Below are 15078 nucleotides of genomic sequence, written 5' to 3'. Positions count from 1 at the left end.
CGCCCCGGGTCAGAACTTGTCCGCCCGCTTGCCACCGTCCTGGGGCTCCAGCGTCAGCTGCACCAGCCCGTCCTCGAAATGCAAGGGCGCCGCCGGAGAGGGCGTGTCCACATTGCCCGCCACATCGGCTTCCGAGTCGGGCTCGTGTCCGCGCGCCGGCATCTGCTCGGAAGGTTGCAGCATCAGGTCGCCGGCCAGGGTCTCCACGCCGGGGCGCTCCGCCGCAGGCAGGTCATGCCGCGGCTGCGGCACTTGCAGGCCACCCTGGATCGGGCCGCGGCCCGCCTTCGGCTGGCCGTTGCCAACGGTCGTATCGGCAATCGCCAGCAGCAGCAGCAGGTCTTCATAGGCGGGCACCTCGAAGCGCTGCGCTTCGGCCGCCCCACCCTCACGGAACATGAGGCGGTGGATCTCGTCGAGCACTTCGGCACTGCCCCAGAGCGCTTCGATGCGGGCCAGGTGCCGGGGATAGTCCTCGAGCAAGCGCCCGCCGCGTTGAAAGGTCGCAAACGGTGGAATGTCGGCATTGAAGCGCTCTTCGAAGGCTGCGCGCAGCTCGTCGAAAGCCGCCACGCGGCCCAGCGTGTGGTACAGGCGCAGCAATTCCAGATACGCCAGCGGCGACGAAGCGCGGTGCTGAGCGATATGGCGGCGCAGCGCATCCACCGCGTCCTCGTGCTCACCGATCGAAATGAAGAACTCGGCCTGCTGCAGCACATCGAACAGCTCTTCCGGGTGTTCAATCTCGCGGGCATACCCCTCCTGCGCCCCGGGCATGACCGCCGACAAGGGCGGCGTCAGCGTCTGGGCAGCGAGGCTTGCAGTGGCCGGCGGGACAGGCTTGGGCAGATCACCAGCCGCCGGTGCCGGGAGCGGTGCCTGCACCGCCGCGCGGGGCAAGCCGCCTTGTTCGCCCGGCGCCTCTGCCTGGGGCCAGACCGTGGAGCCGCCCTCATCCTCGTCGTCCAGTTGCGTGCCCAGATCCTCGGCCAGTCCCCGCTCAGGCTCGTGCCAAGCGGCGGGTTGCGGCCGGCGGCGCTGCCAGAGCAGCCAGCCTGCGGCCGCGAGTGTCAGGAGCCACAAAGCCAGCAGGCCATACACCACCTGCGGGGCGTAACGCTCCTCGCGCAGCGCCTGAACGCGCGCGGCAAGCTCGGCCCTCGCCGCCTGCTCGGCTTTCAACTGCGTCTGCAGCTGCGCAAGTTGTGCCTGAGCCTGGCTGGCCTGCACCGTCTGTTGCGCCAGCGCCTGCGGATCGCTCAGGGCACGCCAGAGCTGCCGGCTTTGCTCAGCATCCGGCCCCGGCGGGGTGGCCGGCGCCGGCGTCGCAAGCTCCATGGTCAAGCGCAGCAGGGGCGGCGTCTCCAGCCAGCTATCGAGGGGTTCCATCACCAGGCGCGGACCGCGCTCGGGCAAGGCCTGCGCGCCCGGCGCCACCTCGGCCTGCCGAGCCGCCGCAGGCGCTGCTTCGGCCCGCCTGGCCGCCGGAGGTGGGCGCTCACGTGATGGCGAGGGAGCAGCAAGACCGTCCCGCTGGGGTGCCCGGCGCTGGCGCGCCGCAGCTCTGGTTTCGCGCCGTGCACGAGCGGGAGCAGCCAGGGGACGTGCGCGCTGGGCGGGGAGCGCCTCAATCTCGGGGGCAGCTGCTTCTGCCGAGCTCAGCGGCGAGGGTGGCGACGCGGCGGCAGTACTCGGCGTGGTGGATGACGCGGGCTGCGACTGATCCGTTGCAACCGGTGCTTCCACCAAAAACGTGTAATCGCGGGCGACACTTCCAGAGCAACGCGTCTGCAATGACACCGAAAGGACGGGCTCGTTGATGGCAATGGCGGTCTGCAGGCGCAGGCGAAATCTGCCTGCGCCTGCAGGCACGGTGCTCAGCTGCACTTCGCGATCGGGCAGGAGCACATCGCCCATGCGAACCTGAGCGGAAACGCAGGTGGTTTCGGTATCGCGCGCAGAGTCCGAGCGGACATCGAAACTCAGATCGACGGGCAATCCCAGCGTTGCCCGCCCGCTTGCCGCCCCCAGAGTCAAGGCATTGGCCGACGACAGCGCGGCAACAAAGACCAGGCCGGGGAGGAATGTGCGCAATCTCACGGTTTCACAGTTGCAATTTGAGAACATTTTGCCATGGAAACCATTTCTGACCGTACGTCTTCGCAGTCCGGCTGCATGCCCCTCAAACACCAACCCCCTGCTGTCTGCACCTGTAGGGTGCTTTTGGCAGGGGGTTGTTGATCAAATGGTGCCTGACGATGACCTACTTTCACACGGGATTCCGCACTATCATTGGCGCGAAGCTGTTTCACGGTCCTGTTCGGGATGGGCAGGGGTGGTTCCGGCTTGCTATTGTCATCAGGCGTAAAGGGTAGCTGCACGGGGGGGCGTTGTGGTGCCTTTTTTGTGCAGCTGATTCACAGCAGTCGAATCGGTTGGGAATTTGATTGTGTCTTTGGCATGTACCTTGGGGTTTTTGGTTATGGGCCTCAAGGTTATAGGGTCAAGCCTCACGGGCAATTAGTACTGGTTAGCTGCGGGCATTGCTGCTCTTGCACACCCAGCCTATCAACGTTGTGGTCTACAACGACCCTTCAGGGGGGTCTAGCCCCCGGCAGATCTCATCTTGGAGGGAGTTTCGCGCTTAGATGCTTTCAGCGCTTATCTCTTCCGCACATAGCTACCCTGCGATGCCACGGGCGTGACAACAGGTACACCAGCGGTGCGTCCACTCCGGTCCTCTCGTACTAGGAGCAGGTCTCCTCAAATCTGCAGCGCCCACGGAAGATAGGGACAAAACTGTCTCACGACGTTTTAAACCCAGCTCACGTACCTCTTTAAATGGCGAACAGCCATACCCTTGGGACCGACTACAGCCCCAGGATGAGATGAGCCGACATCGAGGTGCCAAACACCGCCGTCGATATGAACTCTTGGGCGGTATCAGCCTGTTATCCCCAGAGTACCTTTTATCCGTTGAGCGATGGCCCTTCCATACAGAACCACCGGATCACTATGTCCTGCTTTCGCACCTGCTCGACTTGTCAGTCTCGCAGTCAAGCACGCTTGTGCCATTGCACTATCGTCACGATGTCCGACCGTAACTAGCGTACCTTCGAACTCCTCCGTTACGCTTTGGGAGGAGACCGCCCCAGTCAAACTGCCTACCATGCACTGTCCCCAAGCCCGATCAGGGCCCAAGGTTAGAACCTCAAACGCACCAGGGTGGTATTTCAACGTTGGCTCCAGGCACTCTAGCGAGCACCCTTCAAAGCCTCCCACCTATCCTACACAGATCCGTTCAAAATCCAATACAAAGCTACAGTAAAGGTTCATGGGGTCTTTCCGTCTTTCCGCGGGGAGATTGCATCATCACAAACATTTCAACTTCGCTGAGTCTGCGGAGGAGACAGTGTGGCCATCGTTACGCCATTCGTGCAGGTCGGAACTTACCCGACAAGGAATTTCGCTACCTTAGGACCGTTATAGTTACGGCCGCCGTTTACTGGGACTTCAATCAAGAGCTTGCACCCCATCATTTAATCTTCCAGCACCGGGCAGGCGTCACACCCTATACGTCGACTTTCGTCTTTGCAGAGTGCTGTGTTTTTATTAAACAGTCGCAGCCACCGATTTATTGCAACCGCTTTGGGCTCCACCTGTACAGGCATCACCTACTCGCGGCATACCTTCTCCCGAAGTTACGGTATCAATTTGCCGAGTTCCTTCTCCGCAGTTCTCTCAAGCGCCTTAGAATACTCATCTCGCGCACCAGTGTCGGTTTGCGGTACGGTCGTCAATGGCTGAAGCTTAGTGGCTTTTCCTGGAAGCAGGGTATCACTCACTTCAGGCACAAGTGCCCTCGTTATCACCCCTCATCTCAGATCCCCGGATTTGCCTAAGGACCACGACTACAGGCTTGAACCAACATGTCCAACAGTTGGCTGAGCTAACCTTCTTCGTCCCCACATCGCACCATTGAGCGGTACGGGAATATTGACCCGTTTCCCATCAGCTACGCATCTCTGCCTCACCTTAGGGGCCGACTCACCCTACGCCGATGAACGTTGCGTAGGAAACCTTGCGCTTACGGCGAGCGGGCTTTTCACCCGCTTTAACGCTACTCATGTCAGCATTCGCACTTGTGATACCTCCAGCATCCGTCACCAGACACCTTCACAGGCTTACACAACGCTCTCCTACCACGCACAGTAAACTGTGCATCCGCAGCTTCGGTAACTGGCTTGAGCCCCGTTACATCTTCCGCGCAGGACGACTCGATCAGTGAGCTATTACGCTTTCTTTAAATGATGGCTGCTTCTAAGCCAACATCCTGACTGTCTTAGCCTTCCCACTTCGTTTCCCACTTAGCCAATTTTAGGGACCTTAGCTGGCGGTCTGGGTTGTTTCCCTCTTGTGTCCGGACGTTAGCACCCGGTGCACTGTCTCCCGCGCTGTACTCTTCGGTATTCGGAGTTTGCCTAGGGTTGGTAAGTCGCCATGACCCCCTAGCCTAAACAGTGCTCTACCCCCGAAGGTAATACGCGAGGCACTACCTAAATAGTTTTCGGAGAGAACCAGCTATTTCCAGGTTTGTTTAGCCTTTCACCCCTATCCACAGCTCATCCGCTGGTTTTGCAACACCAGTCGGTTCGGACCTCCAGTGCCTGTTACAACACCTTCATCCTGGCCATGGATAGATCACCTGGTTTCGGGTCTACACCCAGCGACTAAAAACGCCCTGTTCGGACTCGGTTTCCCTGCGCCTTCCCTATTCGGTTAAGCTTGCCACTGAATGTAAGTCGCTGACCCATTATACAAAAGGTACGCCGTCACCCCTTGCGAGGCTCCGACTTTTTGTAAGCATGCGGTTTCAGGATCTATTTCACTCCCCTCCCGGGGTTCTTTTCGCCTTTCCCTCACGGTACTGGTTCACTATCGGTCGATGATGAGTATTTAGCCTTGGAGGATGGTCCCCCCATGTTCAGACAGGGTTTCTCGTGCCCCGCCCTACTTGTCTCTAGCCTAGTACCACCAAACGGTTTTCGCATACGGGGCTATCACCCACTATGGCCGGCCTTTCCATGCCGCTTTGCTAACCGCTTGACTATCTCTAGAAGGCTGCTGCGATTTCGCTCGCCACTACTTTCGCAATCTCGGTTGATGTCTTTTCCTCAGGGTACTGAGATGGTTCAGTTCCCCTGGTTTGCCTCGTGCATCCTATGTATTCAGATGCCGATACCCTCATCGGGTGGGTTTCCCCATTCAGAGACCTCCGGATCACAGCTCGTTTGCCAGCTCCCCGAAGCTTTTCGCAGGCTACCACGTCTTTCTTCGCCTATCATCGCCAAGGCATCCACCACATGCTCTTGTTCACTTGACCCTATAACTTTGAAGCCTTGCAGCCCCAAGGTTTGCTTTCAAGTCAACTTGCGAGGTCTCGCACCTCGCGCGTTTCATGCCGTAACGCGAATCTTTCTTCCTGGCTCTACCATTTCTGGCAGTGCCCTCGAGAACCATTCGTCATTACTTGAACAGATTTTCTTTCGAATCTCGTGTTCGTTTTGACGCAATCAAATTCTTGCCGCCGATGGCACGGCGCATCCTCTCGGATGCTTTCCATCAGCAGCGCTGATTCGACTCTGTGAATTTTTAAGGAACAGCCGGGAAGCCTTGCAGCTTCCAGTTCTTGGCATATGCCAATGTCAAAGCAGGCTCTTGTCTTGCTTTGAGATTGCCACTGCACGCCCGTGTGTGCGTTGGTGGAGGATGACGGGATCGAACCGACGACCCCCTGCTTGCAAAGCAGGTGCTCTCCCAGCTGAGCTAATCCCCCTTGGCGGGCGCCATGCTGCGTTGCTCGGCCGGCTGTGTAGCACGCTCTGCTACTTGCCCTTCCTCACGCCTTGCCTGTCATCCGCAATCTTGATCGTTCATTGTTGTCACGATCTTTTGTGCCCAGGGATTGGTGGGTCTGGTTGGACTCGAACCAACGACCCCCGCCTTATCAAGACGGTGCTCTAACCAGCTGAGCTACAGACCCCAATCGGTCAAACTGCATGCGAGCCCACCGGGGGCCCGGACCGCTGGCGACACACACCCCTTGTGCTGTCCAACAACCGATAAGTGTGGGCGCCTGGCCAGCGCTTGCGCAGCGCTGCGTGGCTCCTGCCTTGCTTTTGCTCTTGCGTTTTTTTCTGTATATGTCCAGAAAGGAGGTGATCCAGCCGCACCTTCCGATACGGCTACCTTGTTACGACTTCACCCCAGTCACGAACCCCACCGTGGCAAGCGCCCTCCTTGCGGTTAGGCTACCTGCTTCTGGTGAGACCCGCTCCCATGGTGTGACGGGCGGTGTGTACAAGACCCGGGAACGTATTCACCGTGACATGCTGATCCACGATTACTAGCGATTCCGACTTCATGCACTCGAGTTGCAGAGTGCAATCCGGACTACGACCGGCTTTATGGGATTGGCTTCACCTCGCGGCTTCGCTGCCCTTTGTACCGGCCATTGTATGACGTGTGTAGCCCCACCTATAAGGGCCATGAGGACTTGACGTCATCCCCACCTTCCTCCGGTTTGTCACCGGCAGTCCCATCAGAGTGCCCTTTCGTAGCAACTGATGGCAAGGGTTGCGCTCGTTGCGGGACTTAACCCAACATCTCACGACACGAGCTGACGACAGCCATGCAGCACCTGTGTGCAGGCTCTCTTGCGAGCACTCCTTCGTCTCTGAAGGATTCCTGCCATGTCAAAGGTGGGTAAGGTTTTTCGCGTTGCATCGAATTAAACCACATCATCCACCGCTTGTGCGGGTCCCCGTCAATTCCTTTGAGTTTTAACCTTGCGGCCGTACTCCCCAGGCGGTCAACTTCACGCGTTAGCTTCGTTACTGAAGAAATGAATCCCCAACAACCAGTTGACATCGTTTAGGGCGTGGACTACCAGGGTATCTAATCCTGTTTGCTCCCCACGCTTTCGTGCATGAGCGTCAGTACAGGCCCAGGGGGCTGCCTTCGCCATCGGTGTTCCTCCGCATATCTACGCATTTCACTGCTACACGCGGAATTCCACCCCCCTCTGCCGTACTCCAGCCTTGCAGTCACAATGGCAGTTCCCAGGTTGAGCCCGGGGATTTCACCACTGTCTTGCAAGACCGCCTGCGCACGCTTTACGCCCAGTAATTCCGATTAACGCTCGCACCCTACGTATTACCGCGGCTGCTGGCACGTAGTTAGCCGGTGCTTATTCTTACGGTACCGTCATCGCCCTCCTGTATTAGAGAAGAACTTTTCGTTCCGTACAAAAGCAGTTTACAACCCGAGGGCCTTCATCCTGCACGCGGCATGGCTGGATCAGGGTTTCCCCCATTGTCCAAAATTCCCCACTGCTGCCTCCCGTAGGAGTTCGGGCCGTGTCTCAGTCCCGATGTGGCTGATCATCCTCTCAGACCAGCTACAGATCGCAGGCTTGGTAGGCCTTTACCCCACCAACTACCTAATCCGACATCGGCCGCTCCAGTAGCGCAAGGCCCACAAGGGGTCCCCTGCTTTCATCCACGGATCTCATGCGGTATTAATCCGGCTTTCGCCGAGCTATCCCGCACTACCGGGCACGTTCCGATGCTTTACTCACCCGTTCGCCACTCGCCGCCATCCCGAAGGACGCGCTGCCGTTCGACTTGCATGTGTAAGGCATGCCGCCAGCGTTCAATCTGAGCCAGGATCAAACTCTACAGTTCGATCTCTTTGCTTTGCTCACTCAAAAACGGAAATTGAAGTGAATCCTCACTTCCTTTTCTCATGAGCGTCTGTTTGCTCGAGCACAAGGAGAGATCGCCTCCCGCAGTGAGCCAGCGCTTGCACGCCACCATCACCACAAAAGCCAAACCCTCTCCCCGCCAAGACAGGCGCACCACTGCAGGTGCATCCAACCAAACGCCCACGCTTATCGGCTGTGTGTTGTTAACGAACCCTACCCCACCTCAACCCCAAAAGTCCTACTGCAAGAACCCCGGATCAAGAAAGGCGCTGCGATCAGCGAAGCCATGAATTCTATACCAAGTTTTCGAGTCGGTGCAGAATTTTCGGAAAATCTTTCAAGGTCTCAGACCTGCCAGCGTTCCAGCAGCTTGGCCGGGGACAAGGTGTCGTAGGCTTCGAAGGGCTGGTGTATCCAGGGATCAGTCGGCAGGAACTCCACCTGGTAGTCCGGGGTAAAGGAGGACGAGCCCTTGACCCAGATGGTGGCGGTACGCATCTCCGTGATGGGAGCGTACTTTGCCTTGAGCAGGGAGACGACGGCGTTGAGCGTATGGCCCGAGTCGGCCAGATCGTCCACGAGCAAGACCCTGCCGGCAATTTCCCCATTGGGCGTGGTGATGTAGCGTGCGATGTCCAGATGGCCCTGCACGGTGCCGGCCTCGGCCCGGTATGAGCTCGTGGACATGATCGCGAGCGGCTTGTCGAAGATGCGGCTCAGTATGTCGCCGGGCCGCAGGCCTCCTCGGGCAAGGCAGAGGATGGTGTCGAACTCCCAGCCAGACTGGTGCACCTTGAGTGCCAGCTTCTCGATCAGGCTGTGGTATTCGTCGTAGCTCACATAGAGGTGTTTGCCGTCTTCGGTCAACATCGGATGCTTTTAGGGGTTGTGTTGATGGGTGGTGGAGGCGCTTTGCGACAAGCGCTTCACGAAGCAAAGGGCTGCTGCAGGACGATGGTTTGCACCCTGTCCGGGCCTGTGGAGACCATGGCGATGGGCACGCCCGTGACCTGCTCGATACGCTGCAGGTAGTTGCGCGCGTTCAGCGGGAGCTCTTCGTAGCGCGTGACCCCGAACGTGGTCTGCGACCATCCTGGCATGAATTCATAGACCGGCTTGCAGCGCGCGATGTCATCGGCACCGAGCGGCAGCAGATCGATCCGTTCACCATCGAGTTCGTAGCCGATGCACAGACCAAGCTCCTCGAGTCCATCGAGCACGTCGAGCTTGGTGATGCAAAGCCCCGAGAGACCATTGACCTGCGCACTGCGCTTGAGCAGGGCTGCGTCAAACCAGCCGCAGCGCCGGCTACGCCCTGTGGTCACGCCTTTCTCTGCACCGACGGTACTCATGTGATGGCCAGGCGTGCCCGGCACCTCCCAGTCGAGCTCGGTCGGGAAAGGGCCGCCACCCACGCGCGTGCAGTAGGCCTTGGTGATCCCCAGGATGTAGTGCAGCATGCCCGGTCCGACACCGGCACCGGCCGCCGCGTTGCCAGCTACGCAATTGCTGGAAGTAACGTAGGGATAGGTTCCGTGGTCAACGTCCAGCAAGGTCCCCTGCGCACCTTCAAACAACAGGTTGGCGCCCGCGGAAGACGCGTCGTTGAGCTCGCGCGAGACGTCCGCCATCATCGGCTTGAGCAGCTCGGCGTGGCGCATTGCTTCTTCATATACCGGCTCGAACTGCACTTCGCCCTCGCGAAGATAGGGCGCCAGCGCATCGGAAAATGCCAGATCGCGCGAACCCAGGAAGTGCACCAGCACGTGGTTGTGCAAAGCAAGGAGGGCCCGCAATTTCGCGGCGAATTGCTGCGGGCTTTTCAGATCCTGCACGCGCAAGGCGCGACGCGCGACCTTGTCTTCGTAGGCCGGACCGATACCGCGCCCGGTCGTCCCGATCTTTTCGACACCACGGCGCTCGAGCGCGGCCTCGCGCGCAACATCGAGCACCGCGTGAAACGGCAAGATCAGCGGACAGGCCTCGCTCACGCGCAAACGGTTGCGCACATCGACTCCTGCTCGCTCCAGGCCCTCGATCTCTTCGAAGAGCTTGGTTGCCGACAAGACGACGCCGTTGCCGATGTAGCAGATGACGCCCGGATGCATGATGCCACTGGGGATCAAATGCAGCGCCGTCTTGACGCCATTGATGACCAGCGTATGACCGGCGTTGTGTCCTCCCTGGAAGCGAACGACACCCTGCGCGGATTCCGTCAGCCAATCGACCAGCTTGCCCTTGCCCTCGTCACCCCACTGGGCGCCGACCACCACGCAATTGCGTCCCTTCACTGAATTCATCACTGCACAGAGCCTCGTCTGGAAGAGTTGGAAACAAACTACAGCGCTCGCACCAGCCATTGGCCGGCGACCTCCGCCAATTCGCGATCGCAGTTGAATTCATCGACCCGGCCGGCATCCCCCGGAAGTACGCAAACCACGGTCTCTCCCTGCTGGCGCAAGGCCTTGATGGTTTGACGCAGGCCTTCCTCTTGGGGCCAGGGCGCGCGGATCGCTGCACGCAGGGCAGGCAGCGCCACGACGGATGCCAGTTGCCGGACATCCAGGCTGAATCCGACGGCCGGACGATTTCGACCAAAGGCCGCGCCCACTTCATCGTAGCGGCCACCGCGCACCAGAGCGTCCGAGACGCCGGACGCATATACCGCGAAGCGCAGACCGCTGTAATACGAATAGCCACGCAAGTCCGCCAGGTCGAAAGTCACCCGGGCGTGGTGCACGGTCGACGCAATGGTGCGCAGGTCCGCCAGAGCAGCGCGCACGCCGGCCACTGAGCCGAGGACCGCCTCGGCTTCGTCGAGCACCTTGATGTCGCCGTAGAGCTGCAATAGGGCCGCAAGCCCCCGCTTGGACGACTGCGGAAAATTGCGCGTCAACTGCGCCAGCTCGCTGGCGTCCTTGGCGGCCAGGGCCGCATGCACCTGGCGCAGGGTCTGCAAGCCTGCGGGTACGCCTGCGAGGAGGCTGCGCACGATGCGCATGTCCGCCAGGTCCACGCTCAATTCCGGAGCGCGGGTGCCACGCAGACACTCCAGAGCCAGCTGAACCGATTCGACTTCCGCCTCCAGGCCCTCGTAACCATAGATCTCGGCGCCAAACTGCAGCGGCTCTCGGGTGGCGTGCGGACGATCGGGCCGGGTATGCACCACAGGCCCGCAGTAGCACAGCCGGGAGACGCCGCCGCGGTCAAGCAGGTGAGCATCGATGCGCGCCACCTGCTGGGTCATGTCCGCCCGCAGCCCCAGAGACTTGCCGGAGAGCTGGTCGACAAACTTGAAGGTCTGCAGATCAAGCTCTTCACCCGCTCCGGTCAGCAGCGATTCGAGATGTTCGAAAAGCGGCGGGATCACCAGCTCATAGCCATAGCTGCGGGCCGTATCGAGCAAGCCGCGACGCAGCTCTTCGATGCGTCGCGCTTCCGACGGCAGGACGTCGGCGATGTAATCCGGGAGTACCCAGGCAGACATGCAGGAGCCGCAGGTTGTTGAAAAAGGGATTCTACCGAGCGGGACGTACCAACCCGCCCATCACGCCAGCGCCGCCAGCAGAAGCACGCCCAGCGCCACGCTGATCAGTCCGAAAAACCGGATCTGCCCATCCCGCAGTTGCAGCAGTTGCGCGAACACGCGCCGCCAGGTGGTCGGCGCCACCAGCGGCAGCAGGCCCTCGAACACGAAGACGAACGCGAGTGCAGTCCAGAGCGACTCCGACATGCCCCGTCTGCTCAGTTGCGTGCCGGTGACAGGGCGGATGATCCGCGCAGCGCCTTGAAGAATTCCGTGCCGGCCGGATCGAGCACCATGATGTCGTTCTTGCTCTTGAAGCTGGAGCGGTAAGCCTCCAGGCTGCGATAGAACTGGGCGAACTGCGGGTCACGCCCGAAGGCCTGGGCGTAGACCTGGTTGGCCTGGGCGTCGCCCTCGCCCTTGACCTTCTGCGCATCGCGATAAGCATTGGCCAGCAGGACCTCGCGCTGGCGGTCGGCATCGGCCCGGATCTTCTCGCCCTCGGCCACGCCAGTGGAGCGCAACTCATTGGCCACGCGCTTGCGCTCGGCTTCCATGCGCCGATAGACCGATTCGGTGATCGAATCCACATAATCCACGCGCGTGATGCGCACGTCCACCACGTCCATGCCCCAGGGTTTGCCACCACGCACCGCCTCGAGCACTTCGCGCTTGACCCCCGCCATCAGCGCATCGCGCTTGTCCGAGAGCAATTCACGCACGGTGCGGCGGTTGACTTCCTCCTGGAAGGCGTTGCGTACCACCCGGTTGAGCTGCAGCGCACCAGCGCCTTCGTCCAGGCCGACGTTGCGGATGTACTCCGAGGGATCGGTGATGCGCCAGCGCACGTACCAGTCGATGACGACGCGCTGCTTCTCGGCCGTAAGCATCGACTCGGTCTCCGAGCCATCGAGCGTGAGCAGGCGCTTGTCGATGTAGCGCACGTTCTGCAGCGGCGGCGGCAGCTTCGCGTACAGGCCCGGTTCTGTGATCACTTCCTTGATCTGGCCGAGCGAATAGACCACGCCGAACTGGCGCTGGTCCACCACGAACAGGCAGGATGCCGCCAGGATCAATGCCAGCAGCGCGGTGGAGATGAAAAATCCTATGCGGTTCACACCACTCTCCTAGCGTGGTTCACGCTCGCGCGAGCGAGCAACATCGCGGGAACGGGCGTCCCCTGCAGGCGTCGTGTTGCTGGTGCTCGCAGGCACAGCCGGCACTGCGCCATGCGCCACCGACGAGGCAGCGGCCGCACTCTGGGCCTGCGGCGCCGGCGCGGCATCCGCGCCCATCAGCTTGTCCAGCGGCAGATACAAGAGGTTGGAGCCCTCGCGCGATTCGACGATCACCTTGGTCACTCCCGAGAGCACCTGCTGCATCGCATCGAGGTACATGCGCTCGCGCGTCACCTGCGGCGCCTTCTGGTATTCGGTGACCACCGATTCAAAGCGCTGCGCGTCACCCTCGGCCTGCGCCACCACCCGCGCCTTGTAGCCGGCGGCCTCCTCTTGCAGGCGCGAAGCAGCGCCCGAAGCGCGCGGCACGATGTCGTTGGCATAGGCCTGGGCTTCGTTCTTGGTGCGTTCACGCTCCTGTCCGGCCTTGAGCACGTCGTCGAACGCGGCCTGCACCTGCTCGGGCGGGCGCACCCCGCCCTGCTGCAGATTGATGCCCACGACTTCCACGCCGACCTTGTAGCGATCCAGGATGGTTTGCATCAAGGTGCGCACGCGCGGCGCGATCTGGTCGCGCTCGTCGGCCAGCGCCGAATCCATCTTCATGCGCCCGACGACTTCGCGCACGGCACTCTCGGCCGCCTGCACCACCGCATCCGCCGGACTGCGGCTCTCGAACAGCCAGGCGCGCGCGTCGTTGAGGCGGTACTGCACCGCGAATTTGATCTCCACGATGTTCTCGTCCTCGGTGAGCATCGCCGAATCACGCAGGCCCGTGGCCTTGATGATGGAGTCGCGCCCTATGTCCACCGACCGGATCTGTGTCACGAATACCAGTTCATGGCGCTCGATCGGATAAGGCAGGCGCCAGTTGAAACCCGCCCCCACGGTGCTCTTGTACTTGCCGAACTGCGTGATGACCGCCTGCTGCCCCTCCTGGACGATGAAAAAGCCGGTGGCAAGCCATACCAGCAACGCGATCGCGGCGAGCACCGCCATGCCCTTGCCAGCATTGCGCATGTCGGGCTGAAAGCCACCGCCGCCCGGCGGGGTAGAGCCACCCCTGCGGCCGCCACGTCCTGCACCACCGAACAGGCCGCCCAGCTTGCCCTGCAGATCGCGCCAAAGCTCGTCCAGATCGGGGGGATTGGCACCGCTTCCCTGGCTGGGGCGGGCAGGACGCGGCGGCTGCGCCTCCTCGGGCGCACGGTCGGGCTGCGGGGGACGCGGCTCCTGCGCAGCGTCGTCGTCGCTGCGGCCCCAACGCGGGTCGTTCAGGTTGTAGACCGGTCGTGCGCCGCGCGCTCCTGCAAGCCAGCGGGCCACACGGTGGCGTAGATCCATGCGTAGGTATCTCATTGGTAATCGGCTAAGCCTGTATTGTCCCCGGCAAAAGAGGGCTCAGGAAGAAGGGTGTGCGGCATCCGCCGGCTCGGAATGCCGCTGCGCATGCCCGGCAGCGCGCGCCGCGAGTTCGTCGCGCAACGCGTCCAGCCCTTCACCGGTCTGGGCGCTGACGAACAGGCGCTCGTACTCGCGCCCCAGCAGCTCGTAGTGGTCGCGCCCGACCGTCGGCCTGACACCGGGGGCGAAGGCGTCGAGCTTGTTGAACACCAGAATCTGGGGCAGCTCGGCCGCACCGATTTCCTCGAGCACCTGCTGCACCTGCGCCATCTGCTGGGGATGGTCAAGGCTGGCTGCATCGACGACATGCAGCAGCAGATCCGCGTCGGCCGCCTCCTGCAGCGTGGCCTTGAAGGCGTTGATCAGGCCATGGGGCAGGTCGCGGATGAAGCCTACGGTATCGGACAGCGACACCGAACCGGCGACCTCACCCAGGTAGAGGCGACGCGTCGTGGTGTCCAGGGTGGCGAACAACTGATCGGCGGCGTAGGCGCGCGCCTTCACCAGCGCATTGAAGAGCGTGGATTTGCCCGCGTTGGTATAGCCCACCAGCGAGACCTTGTAGGTGTCGCGTCGCTGGCGCTGGCGCCGCTGGGTGGCGCGTTGGCGCTGCACCCTGACCAGGCGTTCGCGCGTACGCCGCAGGGTGTCGCCGATCATGCGCCGGTCGAGCTCGATCTGGCGCTCGCCGGGGCCGCCGCGCGCGCCGATGCCGCCGCGTTGGCGCTCGAGGTGGGTCCAGCGGCGCACCAGGCGCGTGCTCAGGTATTGCAGGCGGGCCAGCTCGACCTGCAGCTTGCCCTCGTGGCTGCGCGCACGCTGAGCGAAGATCTCCAGGATCAGCATGGTACGGTCATAGACCGGCAGGCCCAGACGGCGCTCCAGGTTGCGCTGTTGCGCGGGACTCAGCGCCTGGTCAAAGATGATTTCACGCGCTCCGTGCAGCTGCGCAAGCTCGCCGATCTCGTCGGCCTTGCCACTGCCCACGAACAGCGCGGCGTCGGGCGCCTGGCGTTTGCAGGTCAGCGCCGCAGCCGGATTGAGACCGGCGCTGCGCGCCAGCAGACCGAGTTCGAGCAGCTCTGCGTCAAACCCCTCGGCGCCGAAATCCACGCCGACCAACAGCACCGGCACGCCCTCGCCTTGCACAGGCAGCACGGTACTCACGAGCGCCCTCCCGTCGGGCGCGGCAGTGTGACATGGCG

General features: G+C 61.6%; 8 protein-coding genes, 2 tRNA genes and 3 rRNA genes. All 13 read right to left on the bottom strand.

Features of this window, described 5'->3' with window-relative positions; genetic code table 11:
* Positions 1 to 9: 9 nt before the first annotated feature.
* The 13 genes from FOZ74_RS13750 to hflX all read right to left on the bottom strand — a co-directional run bounded on the left by FOZ74_RS13750 (position 10) and on the right by hflX (position 15040).
* Positions 10 to 2100: a type IV pilus assembly protein FimV gene (locus FOZ74_RS13750; protein ID WP_146913580.1), complete on the bottom strand. Its 2091-nt coding sequence runs from the start codon at positions 2098 to 2100 to the stop codon at positions 10 to 12.
* 150 nt (positions 2101 to 2250) lie between these two features.
* Positions 2251 to 2363: ribosomal RNA gene (gene rrf / locus FOZ74_RS13745) — 5S ribosomal RNA — on the bottom strand.
* 136 nt (positions 2364 to 2499) lie between these two features.
* A 23S ribosomal RNA gene (locus tag FOZ74_RS13740) occupies positions 2500 to 5383 on the bottom strand.
* 377 nt (positions 5384 to 5760) lie between these two features.
* Positions 5761 to 5836, bottom strand: a tRNA-Ala gene (locus tag FOZ74_RS13735).
* Positions 5837 to 5966: 130 nt separating this feature from the next.
* Positions 5967 to 6043: transfer RNA gene (locus FOZ74_RS13730), tRNA-Ile, on the bottom strand.
* A 168-nt stretch (positions 6044 to 6211) separates the two neighbouring features.
* A 16S ribosomal RNA gene (locus tag FOZ74_RS13725) occupies positions 6212 to 7745 on the bottom strand.
* The 16S, 23S and 5S rRNA genes sit together here with 2 tRNA genes alongside, the layout of an rRNA operon.
* Positions 7746 to 8110: 365 nt before the next feature.
* Positions 8111 to 8635: a phosphoribosyltransferase gene (locus FOZ74_RS13720; RefSeq protein WP_146913579.1), complete on the bottom strand. Its 525-nt coding sequence runs from the start codon at positions 8633 to 8635 to the stop codon at positions 8111 to 8113.
* Positions 8636 to 8691: 56 nt separating this feature from the next.
* Positions 8692 to 10065, bottom strand: a complete 1374-nt coding sequence (locus FOZ74_RS13715) for an adenylosuccinate synthase (RefSeq protein WP_146913578.1) — start codon at positions 10063 to 10065, stop codon at positions 8692 to 8694.
* A 38-nt stretch (positions 10066 to 10103) separates the two neighbouring features.
* The gene (locus tag FOZ74_RS13710) at positions 10104 to 11252 is read right to left on the bottom strand and encodes an ATP phosphoribosyltransferase regulatory subunit (RefSeq protein ID WP_146913577.1); all 1149 of its coding nucleotides are present in this window, start codon (positions 11250 to 11252) and stop codon (positions 10104 to 10106) included.
* Between the two features lie 60 nt (positions 11253 to 11312).
* Positions 11313 to 11498, bottom strand: coding sequence for a DUF2065 domain-containing protein (locus FOZ74_RS13705; RefSeq protein WP_146913576.1), 186 nt, complete (start codon positions 11496 to 11498; stop codon positions 11313 to 11315).
* An 11-nt stretch (positions 11499 to 11509) separates the two neighbouring features.
* The gene (gene hflC / locus FOZ74_RS13700; protein WP_146913575.1) at positions 11510 to 12409 is read right to left on the bottom strand and encodes a protease modulator HflC; all 900 of its coding nucleotides are present in this window, start codon (positions 12407 to 12409) and stop codon (positions 11510 to 11512) included.
* 9 nt (positions 12410 to 12418) lie between these two features.
* Positions 12419 to 13813: an FtsH protease activity modulator HflK gene (gene hflK / locus FOZ74_RS13695; protein ID WP_146913574.1), complete on the bottom strand. Its 1395-nt coding sequence runs from the start codon at positions 13811 to 13813 to the stop codon at positions 12419 to 12421.
* A gap of 57 nt (positions 13814 to 13870) precedes the next feature.
* Positions 13871 to 15040, bottom strand: coding sequence for a GTPase HflX (gene hflX / locus FOZ74_RS13690; protein WP_255437634.1), 1170 nt, complete (start codon positions 15038 to 15040; stop codon positions 13871 to 13873).
* Positions 15041 to 15078 lie beyond the last annotated feature (38 nt).

The sequence above is a fragment of the Comamonas flocculans genome, assembly GCF_007954405.1.
In the GTDB taxonomy this organism is placed as follows: Bacteria; Pseudomonadota; Gammaproteobacteria; order Burkholderiales; family Burkholderiaceae_C; genus Comamonas_C; species Comamonas_C flocculans.
Note: the sequence above shows the minus strand (reverse complement) of the source record. Positions and strands in the feature narration are given on the sequence as shown.

Bases quoted from the DNA above. Each gene is read 5' to 3' on its own strand.
- FOZ74_RS13720 (WP_146913579.1), bottom strand. From the start codon at position 8,635: ATGTTGACCGAAGACGGCAAACACCTCTATGTGAGCTACGACGAATAC.
- FOZ74_RS13715 (WP_146913578.1), bottom strand. From the start codon at position 10,065: ATGAATTCAGTGAAGGGACGCAATTGCGTGGTGGTCGGCGCCCAGTGG.
- FOZ74_RS13710 (WP_146913577.1), bottom strand. From the start codon at position 11,252: ATGTCTGCCTGGGTACTCCCGGATTACATCGCCGACGTCCTGCCGTCG.
- FOZ74_RS13705 (WP_146913576.1), bottom strand. From the start codon at position 11,498: ATGTCGGAGTCGCTCTGGACTGCACTCGCGTTCGTCTTCGTGTTCGAG.
- hflK (WP_146913574.1), bottom strand. From the start codon at position 13,813: ATGGATCTACGCCACCGTGTGGCCCGCTGGCTTGCAGGAGCGCGCGGC.